The 14,706-nt window shown below is 60.9% G+C and carries 15 protein-coding genes; 8 read left to right on the plus strand and 7 right to left on the minus strand.

Annotated elements, in window-relative coordinates; genetic code table 11:
- Positions 1–49: 49 nt before the first annotated feature.
- Positions 50–1,477 (minus strand): aminotransferase-like domain-containing protein, encoded by a 1,428-nt coding sequence (locus IFT99_RS04900; RefSeq protein ID WP_192130661.1) that lies wholly within the window; start codon positions 1,475–1,477, stop codon positions 50–52.
- A gap of 177 nt (positions 1,478–1,654) precedes the next feature.
- Here IFT99_RS04900 and IFT99_RS04905 point away from each other — a divergent pair, with 177 nt between their 5' ends.
- Positions 1,655–1,888 (plus strand): DUF1127 domain-containing protein, encoded by a 234-nt coding sequence (locus IFT99_RS04905; protein ID WP_192130662.1) that lies wholly within the window; start codon positions 1,655–1,657, stop codon positions 1,886–1,888.
- 38 nt (positions 1,889–1,926) lie between these two features.
- Here IFT99_RS04905 and IFT99_RS04910 read toward each other — a convergent pair whose 3' ends face one another.
- Positions 1,927–3,237 (minus strand): NAD(P)/FAD-dependent oxidoreductase, encoded by a 1,311-nt coding sequence (locus IFT99_RS04910; RefSeq protein ID WP_192130663.1) that lies wholly within the window; start codon positions 3,235–3,237, stop codon positions 1,927–1,929.
- A 153-nt stretch (positions 3,238–3,390) separates the two neighbouring features.
- Between IFT99_RS04910 and IFT99_RS04915 the strand changes: the two genes are divergently transcribed.
- Positions 3,391–3,744, plus strand: a complete 354-nt coding sequence (locus tag IFT99_RS04915; RefSeq protein WP_192130664.1) for a YkgJ family cysteine cluster protein — start codon at positions 3,391–3,393, stop codon at positions 3,742–3,744.
- Between the two features lie 34 nt (positions 3,745–3,778).
- On the opposite strand, the gene dadR is transcribed toward IFT99_RS04915, so the two are convergent.
- Positions 3,779–4,267, minus strand: a complete 489-nt coding sequence (gene dadR, locus IFT99_RS04920) for a transcriptional regulator DadR (RefSeq protein ID WP_065988245.1) — start codon at positions 4,265–4,267, stop codon at positions 3,779–3,781.
- Positions 4,268–4,420: 153 nt separating this feature from the next.
- On the opposite strand from dadR, the gene dadA reads away from it, so the two are divergent.
- The 6 genes from dadA (at position 4,421) to IFT99_RS04950 (ending at position 10,214) form a co-directional block, all read left to right on the plus strand.
- Positions 4,421–5,722, plus strand: coding sequence for a D-amino acid dehydrogenase (gene dadA, locus IFT99_RS04925; RefSeq protein ID WP_192130665.1), 1,302 nt, complete (start codon positions 4,421–4,423; stop codon positions 5,720–5,722).
- Positions 5,694–6,047, plus strand: coding sequence for a RidA family protein (locus IFT99_RS04930; protein ID WP_065988247.1), 354 nt, complete (start codon positions 5,694–5,696; stop codon positions 6,045–6,047). The genes dadA and IFT99_RS04930 overlap by 29 nt, the downstream gene beginning before the upstream one ends.
- A gap of 44 nt (positions 6,048–6,091) precedes the next feature.
- On the plus strand, positions 6,092–7,165 hold the full coding sequence (gene alr / locus IFT99_RS04935) for an alanine racemase (RefSeq protein WP_192130666.1): 1,074 nt from the start codon (positions 6,092–6,094) through the stop codon (positions 7,163–7,165).
- A gap of 160 nt (positions 7,166–7,325) precedes the next feature.
- Positions 7,326–7,874 carry a cupin domain-containing protein gene (locus tag IFT99_RS04940; RefSeq protein WP_065988249.1) on the plus strand — a complete coding sequence of 183 codons (549 nt, stop codon included), beginning with the start codon at positions 7,326–7,328 and terminating at the stop codon, positions 7,872–7,874.
- A gap of 8 nt (positions 7,875–7,882) precedes the next feature.
- The gene (locus tag IFT99_RS04945; protein WP_065988250.1) at positions 7,883–8,185 is read left to right on the plus strand and encodes a DUF2845 domain-containing protein; all 303 of its coding nucleotides are present in this window, start codon (positions 7,883–7,885) and stop codon (positions 8,183–8,185) included.
- Between the two features lie 106 nt (positions 8,186–8,291).
- Positions 8,292–10,214, plus strand: coding sequence for an acetyl-CoA hydrolase/transferase family protein (locus tag IFT99_RS04950; protein WP_192130667.1), 1,923 nt, complete (start codon positions 8,292–8,294; stop codon positions 10,212–10,214).
- A 34-nt stretch (positions 10,215–10,248) separates the two neighbouring features.
- On the opposite strand, the gene IFT99_RS04955 is transcribed toward IFT99_RS04950, so the two are convergent.
- From IFT99_RS04955 to rep, 4 genes are all read right to left on the minus strand, one after another.
- Positions 10,249–11,064 carry a sulfite exporter TauE/SafE family protein gene (locus IFT99_RS04955; protein WP_192130668.1) on the minus strand — a complete coding sequence of 272 codons (816 nt, stop codon included), beginning with the start codon at positions 11,062–11,064 and terminating at the stop codon, positions 10,249–10,251.
- Between the two features lie 82 nt (positions 11,065–11,146).
- Positions 11,147–12,031: an MBL fold metallo-hydrolase gene (locus IFT99_RS04960; RefSeq protein ID WP_192130669.1), complete on the minus strand. Its 885-nt coding sequence runs from the start codon at positions 12,029–12,031 to the stop codon at positions 11,147–11,149.
- A gap of 43 nt (positions 12,032–12,074) precedes the next feature.
- A complete protein-coding gene (locus tag IFT99_RS04965; protein ID WP_192130670.1) occupies positions 12,075–12,644 on the minus strand; it encodes a xanthine phosphoribosyltransferase in 570 nt (189 codons plus the stop codon).
- A 39-nt stretch (positions 12,645–12,683) separates the two neighbouring features.
- Positions 12,684–14,693 carry a DNA helicase Rep gene (gene rep / locus IFT99_RS04970; RefSeq protein WP_074892658.1) on the minus strand — a complete coding sequence of 670 codons (2,010 nt, stop codon included), beginning with the start codon at positions 14,691–14,693 and terminating at the stop codon, positions 12,684–12,686.
- Positions 14,694–14,706: the final 13 nt, after the last annotated feature.

Here is a 14,706-nt window from a genome sequence, read left to right on the forward strand (position 1 = left end):
CATGGCGATATGACCGCGCTTTCTCCAAAAGGTTAAAAGCTGCACAACGTTATGCAGGGTCAGCGCGCTGCATGAGCAACGCCGTGGCAGCGCCGACCTTGCGCACCGCGTCCTCGATTTGCACGGTCGGCTTGGCAGCAAAGTTCATGCGCAGGCAATTTCTGTATTTGCCGGACGCCGAAAATATGCTGCCAACGGCAATCTGTACGCCTTGTCCCTGCAACGCTCGGTTCAGGCGCAAGGAGTCGAAATCTTCCGGCAGCTCGATCCACAGCATGAAGCCGCCTTGAGGGCGACTCACGCGGGTGCCTTCCGGGAAGTAGCGCGTGACCCAGCCTGTCATCAGGTCGCGACTGCGCTGGTACTGGCCGCGCATCCGGCGCATGTGCGGCTCGTAGTGCCCGGCCTTGAGAAAATCGGAAATCGCCAGTTGTGGCTGGGTCGCAGTGGAACCGGTGCTGATGTATTTCATGTGCAGCGCGCGATCAAGGTATCGACCCGGCGCGACCCAACCGACGCGCAAACCCGGCGCCAGCGTCTTGGAAAACGAGCTGCAGAGCAGAACGCGGCCGTCTTCGTCGAAGGATTTGATCGTGCGCGGGCGAGGGTAGGTGTAGGCCAGATCGCCATACACATCGTCTTCGATGATCGCCACATCGAAGCGTTGCGCCAGGGTCAACAGCGCACGTTTGCGGTCCTCCGGCATGATGTAGCCCAGCGGGTTGTTGCAGCTCGGGGTCAGCTGTATGGCTTTGATCGGCCACTGTTCCAGCGCCAGCTCCAGCGCGTCGAGGCTGATGCCGGTGAGCGGGTCGGTGGGGATTTCCAGGGCTTTCATGCCCAGCCCCTTGAGCGCCTGCATGGCGCCGTGAAAGCTGGGCGAGTCGACTGCGACGATGTCGCCCGGCTGGCACACCGACCGGATGCAGATGGCCAGTGCCTCCTGAGCGCCGGTGGTGATTACCAGATCATCCGGATCGATGTTGGTGCCGGAATCCAGCAACAGCCGGGCGACTTGTTCCCGCAGGCAGCGCCGACCGTGGATGTTGTCGTAATACAGCCCGGGCATGTCCAAACGACGGCTGATCCTGCCCAGCGCCTGGGTCAGTGGGCGCAAGGTGGGGCTGGTGACGTCGGGCATACCGCGCCCCAGCTGAACGACGTCAGGGCTGGGTGCGGCCCGCGCCAGTTCCAGCACTTGATCCCACTGAGAGATTTCCACCGGGCGCTGCGCGGGGCGGCCAATCGCAGGCAGGGCGGGCGTCTTGCGGCCGGCCGGTACGAAATACCCGGACTTGGGGCGCGGAAGTGCGAGGCCGTTGTCTTCCAGCAATCGATACGCCTGCTGCACCGTACTCAGGCTGACGCCATGCTCAAGACTCAACGCACGCACCGAGGGGAGCCGGTCGCCTGGGCGATAAAAGCCGTTTTCGATGCGCGTGCCGAGTAGTTCGGCGAGGTTGACGTACAGGGTCATGGCGTACTCCCGCAGGCGATGCGATCGGCAGACCGATACAGATCTGGGGAAAATACAGCATTCAGCGCGGGATTAAACCGATCTGTATGCAAAGAATAATAATTCTTTGGATCTGTAATGGTTTTCCATACAGACACATCATGAATTCACTCGAAACCCACCATGAGGTGTCTGGAAATGAGCGGAATAAGTGATGTTCGGTTAATGCTGTATGGCGGTGAGCTGGTTCGTGACCATGAAGCAAGCTCGCGCATCAACGCGCCGGACGGGCTGGGAGTGTTTGGGCTGTTTCAGCATCGTCGGGCCACCCGGCGCGCGTTGTTGAAACTGACTAACGAGCAGCTGAAGGATATTGGCTTGAGCTGCGAGCAGGCGAGGGATGAAGGACTCAAGCCGTTCTGGCGCGAATGAGGCCTGTGATGCAGTCGGCCTCGCAGCGGCGAGTTCGGTTAGACCAGCTCTTTGAACCGGTGCCACAACATCCCCAGTGCCAGTAACGGCGAGCGCAAATGTTTGCCGCCGGGGAAGGTGATGTGAGGGACTTTGGCAAAGAGCTCGAACCCGCCACTGTGTTGGCCGCTAATGGCCTCCGCCAGTAACTTGCCCGCCAGATGCGTTGCGTTCAGCCCGTGCCCCGCATACGCCTGGGCGTAGAACACGTTTGGATGCGTGTGCAGCCTCCCGATCTGCGGCAAGCGGTTGGCACCGATGCCGATCATTCCGCCCCACTGAAAATCGATCTTCACGTCTTTGAGCTGAGGGAACACCTTGAGCATCTTCGGCTGCATGTACGCGGCGATGTCGCTCGGGTCCCGGCCTGAGTAGTGGCAAGCGCCGCCGAACAGCAGGCGCCGATCAGCCGACAGCCGAAAATAGTCGACCGCCACACGCTGATCGCACATCGCGGTATTGCGCGGAATCAGCTGGCTGGCGAGTGCTTCGCTCAGTGGCTCTGTGGCAATGACATAACTGCCAGCGGGCAAAACCTTGCCACTCAACTCCCCGTCGAGCCCATTGAGATAGGCGTTACAGCCCAGCACCAGCGTACTGGCGCGCACCCGTCCGTGGGCTGTATGAATGTTGACCTCTGCCCCGTATTCCAGCCGCGTCGCTGCCGAGTGTTCGAACACCTGTACGCCCAATGACTGGGCGATCGCGGCTTCTCCAAGGGCGAGATTCAGCGGGTGCAGATGGCCCGAGCCCATGTCCAGCAGGGCGCCGGCATAGTTGGGAGACCCGATGATGCTGCTGAGGTTGCGCGCTTCAATCAATTCAAGCGGATGTCGGTAACCCAGGCTGCGCAGCTCTTCGGCGTCTTTGGCAAAACCTTCGAATTCCCTGGGCTTGTTCGCCAGGTCGCAATAGCCCCAGGTCAGATCGCAGTCGATCTGGTATTTGTTGACACGCTCGCGGACGATTTCCACCGCTTCCAGGCCCATCAGCTTAAGCTGACGAACGCCGTCCTCGCCGATGACATTGCTGAACTGATCCACATCATGGCCGACGCCGCGGATCAGTTGCCCGCCGTTGCGCCCGCTCGCGCCCCAACCGATCTTGTGCGCCTCCAGCAGCACCACCTTCAAGCCGCGTTCAGCCAGCTCGATCGCCGTGTTCAGCCCGGAAAACCCGCCGCCGATGATGCAGACGTCGGTTTTGACCTCGCCGTGCAGGGCAGGGGCATCAGGCTGGGTATGGCGAGTGGCGGCGTAGTAAGACGCCGCGTGATCAGACAATCCGGGCTGGGGAGGCCGAGCATTCATGTTGAATATCCCGAGAGCACTGTTTGGAAAATTTTACGGAGGGTAGCGGGGTCAGGGTGCCCGGGCAAGAAAATGCCGGTGGATGATCATCCGGGTGTCAGTCGCAGAGGCGCTGGGGCACAATCAGTACCTTTCACAGGAGAAACTGCCGCGATGGCCTGCAACAGCGAGAAAATCCGCGATCTGCGGCGGCAGATTCCGTCGTTCGAATGCGTCCCGGGATGCCACGATTGCTGCGGGCCGGTGACCACGTCGTCCGAAGAAATGTCGCGTTTACCGCGCAAGACGCCGGCCGAGCAGGAAGCGGCCCTCAACGAGCTGAATTGCGTACACCTGGGACCCAATGGCTGCACCGTCTACGACGAGCGTCCGCTGATTTGTCGCCTGTTCGGCACCACCAAGACCCTGCCATGCCCCAATGGCCGCCGCCCTGATGTGTTGATTCACCCTCGCGCCGAGGAGCAGGTGCATGAGTTCATCGCCTCGACGCGGCAGGTGCTGGTTTAGCCGAAGCCAGCTGGGGTGAGCCCGTTACGGATGCTTATTCCGGAATGGGCAGGCACAAACTCTCCTTCACCTCTTCCATCACGATGTAGCTTTTGGACTCCCGCACATGGGGCAGCTTGAGGAGTATGTCGCCCAGCAGCTTGCGGTACGACGCCATCTCGGAAATCCGCGCTTTCACCAGATAGTCGAAATCCCCTGACACCAGATGGCATTCCAGCACATGGGGCAGTTTGAGCACCGCGCGGCGAAATTCCTCAAAGGTGTCGCCAGACTTATAGTCCAGGCTGATCTCGACAAACACCAACAAGCTGGCCTTGAGGTTCTGCGGATTAAGGCGGGCGTTGTAGCCCATGATGATGCCTTCACGCTCCAGGCGCCGAACCCGTTCTGTGCATGGCGTGGTAGACAGCCCGACCCGTTCGCCCAGTTCAGTGAAGGAGATCCGGCCGTCGTTTTGCAGGATGCGCAGGATGTTGCGGTCGATCTTGTCCAGCTCGCGTTTGGACTGGTGCTGGGTGCGCATCGATAAGCCCTCTGCCAAAGCGTCGGTTGCCGAGAAGAAACGCCGAATATAGGCCTTTATATAGTCAAAAGCACTGCTCGGGCCTTTTTATACTGCGCACATCCTTGCTTAAACTTGAAAACGTCAGCGGATATCCGCGATGAGGGAATCAACATGCGCGTTCTGGTCCTTGGAAGTGGCGTAATCGGTACCACCAGTGCGTATTACCTGGCGCGTGCGGGCTTCGAGGTGACTGTCGTTGACCGTCAACCGGCCGCTGCCATGGAAACCAGTTTCGCCAACGCCGGGCAGGTCTCGCCGGGCTACGCTTCGCCATGGGCCGCGCCGGGTGTGCCGCTCAAGGCCCTCAAGTGGTTGCTGCAGCGCCACGCGCCGCTGGCCATCAAGGCAACAGCCGATATCGATCAGTACCTGTGGATGGCGCAGATGCTGCGCAACTGCACCCAGAACCGCTACGCCGTGAACAAAGAGCGCATGGTTCGCCTCTCCGAATACAGCCGCGACTGCCTCGATGAGTTACGTGCCGAGACCGGCATTGCCTACGAAGGCCGCAGCCTGGGCACGACTCAGCTGTTCCGCACTCAGGAGCAACTGGATAACGCCGCCAAGGACATCGCCGTGCTCGAACAGGCTGGCGTGCCGTATGAAGTGCTCGACCGTGAAGGCATCGCCCGGGTCGAGCCGGCGTTGGCCAGCGTCAGCAACATCCTCAGCGGCGCACTGCGCCTTCCGAACGATCAGACCGGCGACTGCCAACTGTTCACCACGCGTCTGGCTGAGATGTGTGTGAAGCTGGGCGTTGAGTTCCGCTTCAGCCAGTCCATCGAATCCATTGATTTCGCGGGCGACACCATCAACGGCGTGCGCATCAACGGAAAACTCGAAACGGCTGACCGCTACGTACTGGCGCTCGGCAGCTACTCGCCGCAACTGCTCAAGCCCCTTGGCATCAAGGCGCCGGTTTATCCGCTCAAGGGCTACTCGCTGACGGTGCCGATCACCAACCCGGCGATGGCGCCGACGTCGACCATCCTTGACGAGACATACAAGGTGGCGATTACCCGCTTCGACAACCGTATTCGTGTGGGCGGCATGGCCGAGATCGCTGGCTTCGACCTGTCGCTCAATCCCCGTCGCCGCGAGACGCTGGAGATGATCGTCAACGACCTCTATCCTCACGGCGGCGACCTGCAGCAGGCCAGCTTCTGGACCGGTCTGCGCCCGACCACGCCGGACGGCACGCCGATCGTCGGCGCAACGCCGTACCGCAATCTGTTCCTGAACACCGGTCACGGCACATTGGGTTGGACGATGGCCTGCGGTTCAGGCAGATTGCTGGCTGACCTTATCGCTCGCAAGACGCCACAAATCAGTGCTGAAGGCCTCGATATTTCTCGTTATGGCAGTTCCAGGGAGATCGCAAAACATGTCCATTCAGCGCCAGCTCACCAATGAGCGTATGAGCCAGTTGGTCGTCCATAACGGCACCGTTTACCTTGCCGGGCAAGTGGCCGACGATATGGCGGCGGGGATCGAGCAACAGACCCGCGAAACGCTTCACAACATTGAGCGACTGCTGGACCTGGCCGGTACCGACAAGACCCGGATTCTGTCAGTGACGATCTACCTGAAAGACATCGACGCGCACTTTGCCGGCATGAACAGCGTCTGGGACACCTGGCTGCCGAAAGGCCTGGCCCCTGCGCGTGCAACGGTTGAAGCCAAGCTGTGCGAGCCGGAGATTCTGGTTGAACTGTCGGTGATTGCGGCGCTGCCGTAGCTCATACACCTATATCCATCTATTGACCCACAAGAAGCCTCACCATGCGTCCAGCCCGCGCCCTTATCGACCTTCAGGCCTTGCGCCACAACTACCAGCTGGCGCGCGACACCGCTGGCGCCAAGGCGCTCGCTGTCATCAAGGCGGATGCCTATGGGCACGGCGCGGTGCGGGTTGCGCAGGCACTGGAATCCGAGGCCGATGGTTTTGCCGTGGCGTGCATTGAAGAAGCGCTGGAGCTGCGTCAGGCCGGGATCAAGGCTCCGATTCTGCTGCTGGAAGGCTTTTTCGAGGCCGACGAACTGGCGCTGATCGTCGAGCATGATTTCTGGTGCGTGGTGCATTCCCTCTGGCAACTCGATGCCATCGAACAAACCGCCCTCGGCAAGCCGCTGAATGTATGGCTGAAGATGGATTCGGGCATGCACCGCGTTGGCATCCATCCCGCGGATTTTCAGGCGGCGCACCAACGGCTGCTGAACAGCGGCAAGGCCGCCAAGATTGTCCTGATGACCCACTTCGCTCGCGCCGACGAACTCGACAGCGTCCGTACCGACGAGCAAGTGGCGATTTTTCAATCGGCGCGTGCCGGGTTGGCCGCTGAAGTCAGCCTGCGCAATTCCCCCGCCGTCATGGGCTGGCCCAGCGTGCCAAGTGACTGGGTGCGTCCGGGGATCATGCTCTACGGCGCGACGCCGTTTGATCAGTCGCAATCGGTCGCCGATCGTTTGCAGCCGGTCATGACCCTGGAGTCCCGGGTGATCTGCGTGCGTGACCTGCCCTTCGGTGAGCCAGTGGGCTACGGCGGTACATTCGTCGCCGAGCGCAATATGCGCATCGGTGTGGTCGCGATGGGCTATGCCGACGGCTATCCGCGGCAGGCGCCCACCGGTACCCCCGTGATGGTCGACGGTCATCGCAGTCAGTTGCTCGGGCGTGTGTCGATGGACATGCTCTGCGTCGACCTCACCGACGTGCCGGGCACAGGGGTGGGCAGCCGCGTCGAGCTGTGGGGCAAGCACATCCTGATCAGTGATGTTGCGTCGAGCGCGGACATGATTCCCTATCAGATTCTCTGCAATCTCAAGCGCGTGCCAAGGCTCTATTCCGAGGCCTGATCGCCGCTCGCCGATCCCCTGCAAATCACCCCTTCGCGGCACGTTATGGCCGCCAGTCCCTTTGCTGATTCGGCCTTGGGCTCAAGTGTTGTAAATACTGAACGCTGTTGCCATGATGGCGACCACTTGACCTAACTTGATCATCAGGAGGACTCCCGCATTGGACGTCGGTGAACGACTGCAATCCATTCGTAAACTCAAAGGCCTGTCCCAGCGTGAACTCGCCAAACGAGCGGGCGTGACCAACAGCACCATCTCCATGATCGAGAAGAACAGCGTCAGCCCCTCGATCAGTTCGCTACGGAAGGTGCTGGGCGGCATACCGATGTCCATGGTGGAGTTCTTTTCCGAAGAGCTCGAACCCGAAAACCCGACCCAAGTGGTCTATAAAGCCAGCGAACTGATCGATATCTCGGACGGTGCCGTGACCATGAAACTGGTCGGCAAATCCCATCCGAGTCGCGCCATTGCGTTCCTTTCCGAGGTCTACCCGCCGGGTGCCGACACGGGCATCGAGATGCTCGTGCACGAGGGCGAGGAGACCGGGATTCTGGTTGAGGGCCGTCTTGAACTGGTGGTCGGTCTTGATACCTACGTGCTGGAAGAGGGCGACAGTTACTACTTCGAGAGCTCCCGACCCCATCGCTTTCGCAACCCCTACGACGTTCCTGCGCGGCTCATCAGCGCTGCCACGCCGGCGAATTTCTGATCAGCGCCATGATTAACCGAACACTGATCTTCCTAGGGCTGGCCGGCTTGCTGTTCGCCAATGCGGCTGACGCGACCATGCGCTGCGGCACGGCGCTTATCAGTCTGGGTGACACCGCCGATGTGGTCCGCCAGAAGTGCGGCGCGCCAGACAGCAGTGTTGATCAAATGCCTGCCCTGCGAAGCAACGGCGTACCCAGGCTCGGTTTTGCGAAGGTTAGTCTGTGGGTGTACGGTCCTCGTAATGGTGCAAAACAACACCTGCGGTTTATCGAGGACAAGCTGGTAGAGATCGAGACGAAGCGGGATTGAGTCGCCGACTGGCAGTCGTTTTATGAGGGCGCAAACGGCGCAATGCAGCAAATTCCCTGAAGGCTCGGTCCAACCGCTATCCAATAACAAAACCAGGAGAGGCCGGATGCCGCATTCCTGCTCGATCGAGCAAGCTGTCGATCACGTGTTGGCTGAATTGCCGGCACACATCCATATGGGTATGCCGCTGGGGTTGGGCAAGCCCAATCGCTTCGCCAATGCGTTGTACGCCCGAATAAAATCGCTGCCCGATCGGCATCTGACTATCTACACCGCGCTGTGCCTCGGGCGACCGGATGGCGGCGACGGTTTGCAGGGACGTTTTCTCGAGCCGTTTCTGGAGCGCGTCTTCGACGATTACCCTGAACTGGATTTTCTCACCGACCTGCGCCGGGACGACCTTGCGCCCAATGTTCACGTCCAGCAGTTTTTCATGCAGCCCGGCAGCCTGCTCGGCAGCGTCGAAGCGCAGCAGGATTACGTCAGCAGCAATTACAGCCACGCGGCGCGGGACATCAATGCCAACGGCCTGAACCTGATCGCGCAACTGATCGCCCGTGACCCGCAACGGCCCGATCAGCTCAGCCTGAGCTGCAACCCCGACATCACCCTCGACCTGCTGCCCTTGGTGGAAAAACGCCGTGGGTTGGGCGAGCGGATTCTGATGCTGGGCCACGTCCACTCGGACCTGCCCTACATGCAGGGCGATGCCGAGGTCAGCGCCGACACCTTCGACCTGCTGATCGAGCACGAAGAGCGCAGCACGCTGTTCTCGACACCGAACATGCCGGTCGGTATCCAGGATCATTTCATCGGCTTGTACGCGAGCACGCTGGTGCGCGACGGCGGCACATTGCAGATCGGCATCGGTTCGATGGGTGACGCCCTGACCGCCGCCTTGCTTGCGCGCCAGGCCGATAACGAAACCTACCGCGCGTGCCTGGCCGAGCTGGACGGCATCTCAACCTGGAAGCCGTTGATCGAGGCCCAAGGCGGTGTGATGCCCTTCGCCACCGGGCTTTATGGCTGCAGCGAAATGCTGGTCAACGGCCTGCTGGTGCTGCTGGACGCGGGGATCATCCGGCGCAAGGTGTACGCCGACATCGAGCTGCAGCAAATGGCCAACGACGGGGTTCTGGACGAGTCGCGTTATGGCGACGGCGTGTTGATTCACGGCGGCTTCTTTCTCGGCCCGCGCAGCTTCTATGAGCGGCTGCGGGAATTCACCCCGGCGCAGATCGCGCAGATCAACATGACCGCGATCAGCTACATCAACGAGCTCTACGGCAACGAGACGCTCAAGCGTCTGCAGCGGCGGGATGCGCGGTTCATCAACAGTTGTTTCACTGTCACGTTGCTGGGCGCAGCGGTTTCAGATCAGTTGGCCGATGGCCGGGTGGTCAGCGGTGTCGGCGGGCAGTACAACTTCGTCGCTCAGGGCCATGCGCTGGAAGGCGCGCGTTCCGTGCTGATTCTGCGCAGCTGGCGTGAGTCGGGCGGGGAGGTGAATTCCAATATCGTCTGGGACTATGCGCACACGACAATCCCGAGGCATCTGCGTGACATCGTCGTCACTGAATATGGCATCGCCGATCTGCGCGGCAAGACCGATTCGGCGGTGATCGAGGCACTGCTTAATATCAGCGACTCACGCTTCCAGCCGGGCCTGATCGATCAGGCGCAGAAGGCCGGCAAGCTGCCGAAGGATTTCCGCCTTGATCCGTTGTTCAGCCAGAACACGCCCGAGCGGTTGAAGGACATCCGCCATCAGTTCCCTTCGCTCTTCGTCGAATACCCGCTGGGTAGCGACTTCACGGCAGAAGAGCGCGATCTGCTGCGCGCGCTGAACTGGCTGAAGAGCAAGTTCAAGCTCACGGAAATCATCGAGCTGGGCAAGGCCACGCTGGAAGCGCCTGACGCGAGCGCGTATCCGGAGCACTTGCAGCGCATGGGCCTCGATCATCCACAGGGGTTGCGGGACGAGCTGTATCAGCGGTTGGTGTTGGCGGGGTTGCAGGCGACGGCTTAGGCCTGATGTTTCCCACTTTCACTGTGGCATCCGTTCAGCCGAGGGTTTTGATCACCAGCAGCACGGCGGCGAAGAAGCCGCTAACAGCGAACAGCTGCTGCAACCTCGGGCCGGCGAGGTAACGGCTGACCTGCCTGCCGGCCATCAGTCCAGCGACAGCCCCGGCGGCGAACGGCAGGCCCACTGACCAGTGCATCGCGCCGCTGACGCTGGCCGTGATCACGCTGCCGGTCGACACCAGTGCGATCACCGCCAGCGACGTGGCGACGATGCTTTTCATCTCAAGGTCGGTGTAGCGCGTTAAGGCCGGCACGATGACAAAGCCGCCGCCCACGCCGAGCAATCCTGACAATAGGCCGGCGAGCGCGCCGGTTGCCGCCAGTGACCGGGCGCACGGCAGCGTCCAGCGCAAGCGACCCACCAGCGGATTGACCACGCAGGGCCTGAACGCGCCCCGATCCGGCGGCTTGCCGTGGCGCAGTTCGTGAGCGGCTTTGCGGTAGATCCGCCCGCACACATAAAACAGAATCAGTGCAAACCCCAGCGCCAGCGGCGCATTGGGCAATTGATGCGCCAGCCACAGGCCTACCGGCGACAGCGCGATGCCAATGGTTGCGATGAAAATGGCGGCGCGGTAACGGACGATGCCTTGGCGCAATCCGAGCGCTGCACCGACCGCCGAGGCCAGCCCGACGGCCAGGAGGCCCACCGGCGCAGCTTCGATCATTGTCAGGCCCAGCCCGAAAACCAGCAGCGGCACCGCAAGGATCCCGCCACCCGCGCCTGTCAGCCCCAACACCGCGCCAATGATCGTACCGAGGCCGGCTCCGATCAGTTCGTGTTCATTCATGTTAAGTCAGCAAGTCCCGTGGGTCTGTCCGGAGGTGGGTGTTCAGTCGGTGAGCGCGCGGGATCAGCGCGCCTGGTAGCACTTACACCGCATTGATCGGGACTTTCAGGTAGCGCACGCCGTTGTCCTCCGCTTCCGGCAGATTGCCGCCGCGCATGTTGATCTGCACCGAAGGCAGGATCAGCACGGGCATGTCGAGGGTGGCATCGCGCTTCTCGCGCATCTCCACAAAGGCGTCCTCGTCGATGCCTTCACGCACATGGATATTGCTGGCGCGTTGCTCGGCAACGGTGGTCATGAACATCAGCTCTCGGCCGTTGGGCAGGTAGTCGTGACACATGAACAGACGCGTCTGCGGCGGCAGGCCGAGGATCCGGCCGACCGAGCGATAAAGCGTGCGCGCATCGGCACCGGGGAAGTCGCAACGAGCGGTGCCGTAGTCGGGCATGAACAGGGTATCGCCGACAAACGCCACCGCTTCATTGCCAGCTTCAATCACGTACGTCATGCACGCCGGTGTGTGGCCAGGGGTGTGCATGGCTCTGGCCCGCAGCGTGCCAATCTGAAAATGCGCGTCATCTTCCAGCAGCCGGTCGAACTGGCTGCCATCACGGGCGAAGTCGCCTTTGGCGTTGAACAGCGTGCCGAAGACTTTCTGCACGCGGGTGATGTGGCTGCCAATGGCGACCGTGCCGCCGAGCTGTTCTTTCAGGTAGGCCGCCGCCGAGACGTGATCGGCGTGGACGTGGGTTTCCAGAATCCACTGCACCGACACGCCCAGCTCGCGGACCCTGCCGATCAGCTTGTCCGCAGATTGCGTGCTGGTGCGCCCGGATTTAGGGTCGTAATCCAGCACGCTGTCGATCAGCGCGGCCTGAAGCGTAGAGCGGTCAATGACCAGGTAACTGATGGTCGAGGTCTGCGGATCGAAGAACGCCTCTACGCTCAGTTTTTCGCCAATGATCATGATGCTCTCCTTTATTGCTGGTACAGGAATGCTGAAGCAGCTATCAAACGAACGTTACAACGCCATCTTTCAACGACTGTACGCGCGCCAGTGACTCTACACGATAGCCCTGGCCATCCAGTTCGGCGCGGCCGCCCTGGAACGACTTCTCGATCACGATACCCAGGCCGGCGACCGTCGCGCCCGCTTGCTTGATGATCGAGATCAGCGCCTGTGACGCCTTACCGTTGGCCAGGAAGTCGTCGATGATCAGCACACGATCGCTGCTGTTCAGGTGACGGGTAGAAATGGCGATGGTGCTTTCGGTCTGCTTGGTGAACGAGTACACCGACGCGGAAAACATGTTTTCAGTGAGGGTCAGCGACTGATGCTTGCGCGCGAAAATCACCGGAACGCCCATCTTCAAACCGGTCATGACCGCAGGGGCGATGCCCGACGCCTCGATGGTGACGATTTTGGTGATGCCCGAGTCGGCGAACAGCGCGGCGAATTCGTCGCCGATCTGCTGCATCAGCACCGGGTCGATCTGATGGTTGAGAAACGCGTCGACCTTCAATACCTGGTCGGAAAGCACGATGCCTTCGTTGCGAATTTTCTTGTGCAGTGCTTCCACGTGGGTGGTCCTCAGAGCGCGATGTGCGCGAAATAAACGTTATCTTTTCAGCATGGCGCGTATGTCCGCCAAGGCTGTGTTGCCGCGTACGGCTTTGACTTCGACGGGCGTGTCATCGTTGCCTTCCCAGGCGAGATCGTCAGGCGGCAGTTCGTCGAGGAACCGGCTCGGGAGGCAATCGATGATTTCGCCGTACTGCTTGCGCTTGGCCGCAAAGGTGAACGCCAGCGTCTGCCGCGCGCGGGTGATGCCCACGTAGGCCAGACGGCGCTCTTCTTCGATGGTGTCGGCTTCGATGCTGGAGCGGTGCGGGAGGATTTCCTCTTCCATCCCCATGATGAACACGTACGGAAACTCCAGACCCTTGGAGGCGTGCAGGGTCATCATCTGCACGCCTTCGGCGCCGTCTTCCTCTTCCTGCTGACGTTCGAGCATGTCGCGCAGGACCAGCTTGCCGATGGCCTCCTCGATGGTCATGCCGCCTTCTTCGTCCTTCTCCAGCGTGTTTTTCAGCGCCTCGATCAGGAACCACACGTTGCCCATGCGGTAGTCGGCGGCCTTGTCGCTGGAGCTGTTCTGACGAATCCAGTTTTCGTAATCGATGTCCATGACCATGCTGCGCAAAGCGGCAATCGGGTCCTGCGTCGCGCATTGCTGGCGCACGCCGTCCATCCAGTGTTTGAAGCGTCTGAGGCGGTCGGTGAAGCGGGCGTCCAGATGCTCGCCCAGGCCGATCTCGTCGGTCGCGGCATACATCGACACCTTGCGCTCGGTGGAATAGTTGCCCAGCTTTTCAAGGGTGGTCGAGCCGATTTCCCGGCGCGGGACGTTGATCACGCGCAGGAAGGCGTTATCGTCATCCGGGTTCACCAGCAGGCGGAAGTAAGCCATCAGGTCTTTCACTTCCTGACGTCCGAAGAAGCTGTTGCCCCCGGACAGCCGATACGGAATCTGATGGTGCTGCAGCTTCAGCTCGATCAGCTTGGCCTGATAGTTACCGCGATAGAGGATCGCGAAGTCGCTGTACGGCCGGTCGGTGCGCAGGTGCAGGCTGAGAATTTCGATGGCCACGCGCTCGGCTTCGGCGTCTTCGTTCTTGCAACGAATCACACGGATTTCATCGCCGTGGCCCATCTCGCTCCACAGCTGTTTCTCGAATGCGTGGGGGTTGTTGGCGATCAGCACGTTGGCGCAGCGCAGAATACGGCTGGTAGAGCGGTAGTTCTGCTCCAGCATCACCACTTTCAACGACGGGTAATCGTCCTTGAGCAGCATAAGGTTTTCCGGCCGCGCGCCGCGCCAGGCGTAGATCGACTGGTCGTCGTCACCCACAACAGTGAACTGGCAGCGCGTGCCGATGAGCATCTTCACCAGCAGGTACTGGCTGGCGTTGGTGTCCTGGTATTCGTCGACGAGGAGGTAGCGCACCTTGTGTTGCCACTTTTCCAGAATGTCGGCGTGCTCTTCGAACAGCTTCACCGGCAGCAGAATCAGGTCGTCGAAATCCACCGCGTTGTACGCCTTGAGCGTGCGCTGGTAGTGGCTGTAGACGATGGCGGCGGTCTGTTCCTTGGGGTTGCGCGAATTGGCGAGGGCTTCGGGCGGCAGAATCAGTTCGTTTTTCCAGGCGCCGATCATGTTCTTGATCTCGTCGACGCCGTCGTCGCCCGAGTATTCCTTCTGCATGATGTCGGTCATCAGCGCCTTGACGTCGGTCTCGTCGAAGATCGAGAACCCGGGCTTGTACCCCAGACGGGCGTGTTCCTTGCGGATGATGTTCAGGCCCAGGTTGTGAAACGTCGAAACGGTCAGGCCGCGCCCTTCGCCGCTGCGCAAAAGGGTCCCGACGCGCTCCTTCATCTCCCGCGCCGCCTTGTTGGTAAAGGTCATGGCGACGATGTACTGGGCACGGATGCCGCAGTTCTGGATGAGGTGGGCAATCTTGCGTGTGATCACGCTGGTCTTGCCGGAGCCAGCGCCGGCGAGCACCAAAAGAGGGCCGCCGACGTAGTTCACGGCTTCCTGTTGCCGGGGATTGAGTCGGGACATGGGGAAAAGTGGG

This window comes from Pseudomonas sp. CFBP 8772 (genome assembly GCF_014841665.1).
GTDB lineage: Bacteria > Pseudomonadota > Gammaproteobacteria > Pseudomonadales > Pseudomonadaceae > Aquipseudomonas > Aquipseudomonas graminis_B.

Bases quoted from the DNA above. Each gene is read 5' to 3' on its own strand.
- IFT99_RS04900 (WP_192130661.1), bottom strand. From the start codon at position 1,477: ATGACCCTGTACGTCAACCTCGCCGAACTACTCGGCACGCGCATCGAA.
- IFT99_RS04905 (WP_192130662.1), top strand. From the start codon at position 1,655: ATGAGCGGAATAAGTGATGTTCGGTTAATGCTGTATGGCGGTGAGCTG.
- IFT99_RS04910 (WP_192130663.1), bottom strand. From the start codon at position 3,237: ATGAATGCTCGGCCTCCCCAGCCCGGATTGTCTGATCACGCGGCGTCT.
- IFT99_RS04915 (WP_192130664.1), top strand. From the start codon at position 3,391: ATGGCCTGCAACAGCGAGAAAATCCGCGATCTGCGGCGGCAGATTCCG.
- dadR (WP_065988245.1), bottom strand. From the start codon at position 4,267: ATGCGCACCCAGCACCAGTCCAAACGCGAGCTGGACAAGATCGACCGC.
- dadA (WP_192130665.1), top strand. From the start codon at position 4,421: ATGCGCGTTCTGGTCCTTGGAAGTGGCGTAATCGGTACCACCAGTGCG.
- IFT99_RS04930 (WP_065988247.1), top strand. From the start codon at position 5,694: ATGTCCATTCAGCGCCAGCTCACCAATGAGCGTATGAGCCAGTTGGTC.
- alr (WP_192130666.1), top strand. From the start codon at position 6,092: ATGCGTCCAGCCCGCGCCCTTATCGACCTTCAGGCCTTGCGCCACAAC.
- IFT99_RS04945 (WP_065988250.1), top strand. From the start codon at position 7,883: ATGATTAACCGAACACTGATCTTCCTAGGGCTGGCCGGCTTGCTGTTC.
- IFT99_RS04950 (WP_192130667.1), top strand. From the start codon at position 8,292: ATGCCGCATTCCTGCTCGATCGAGCAAGCTGTCGATCACGTGTTGGCT.
- IFT99_RS04955 (WP_192130668.1), bottom strand. From the start codon at position 11,064: ATGAATGAACACGAACTGATCGGAGCCGGCCTCGGTACGATCATTGGC.
- IFT99_RS04960 (WP_192130669.1), bottom strand. From the start codon at position 12,031: ATGATCATTGGCGAAAAACTGAGCGTAGAGGCGTTCTTCGATCCGCAG.
- rep (WP_074892658.1), bottom strand. From the start codon at position 14,693: ATGTCCCGACTCAATCCCCGGCAACAGGAAGCCGTGAACTACGTCGGC.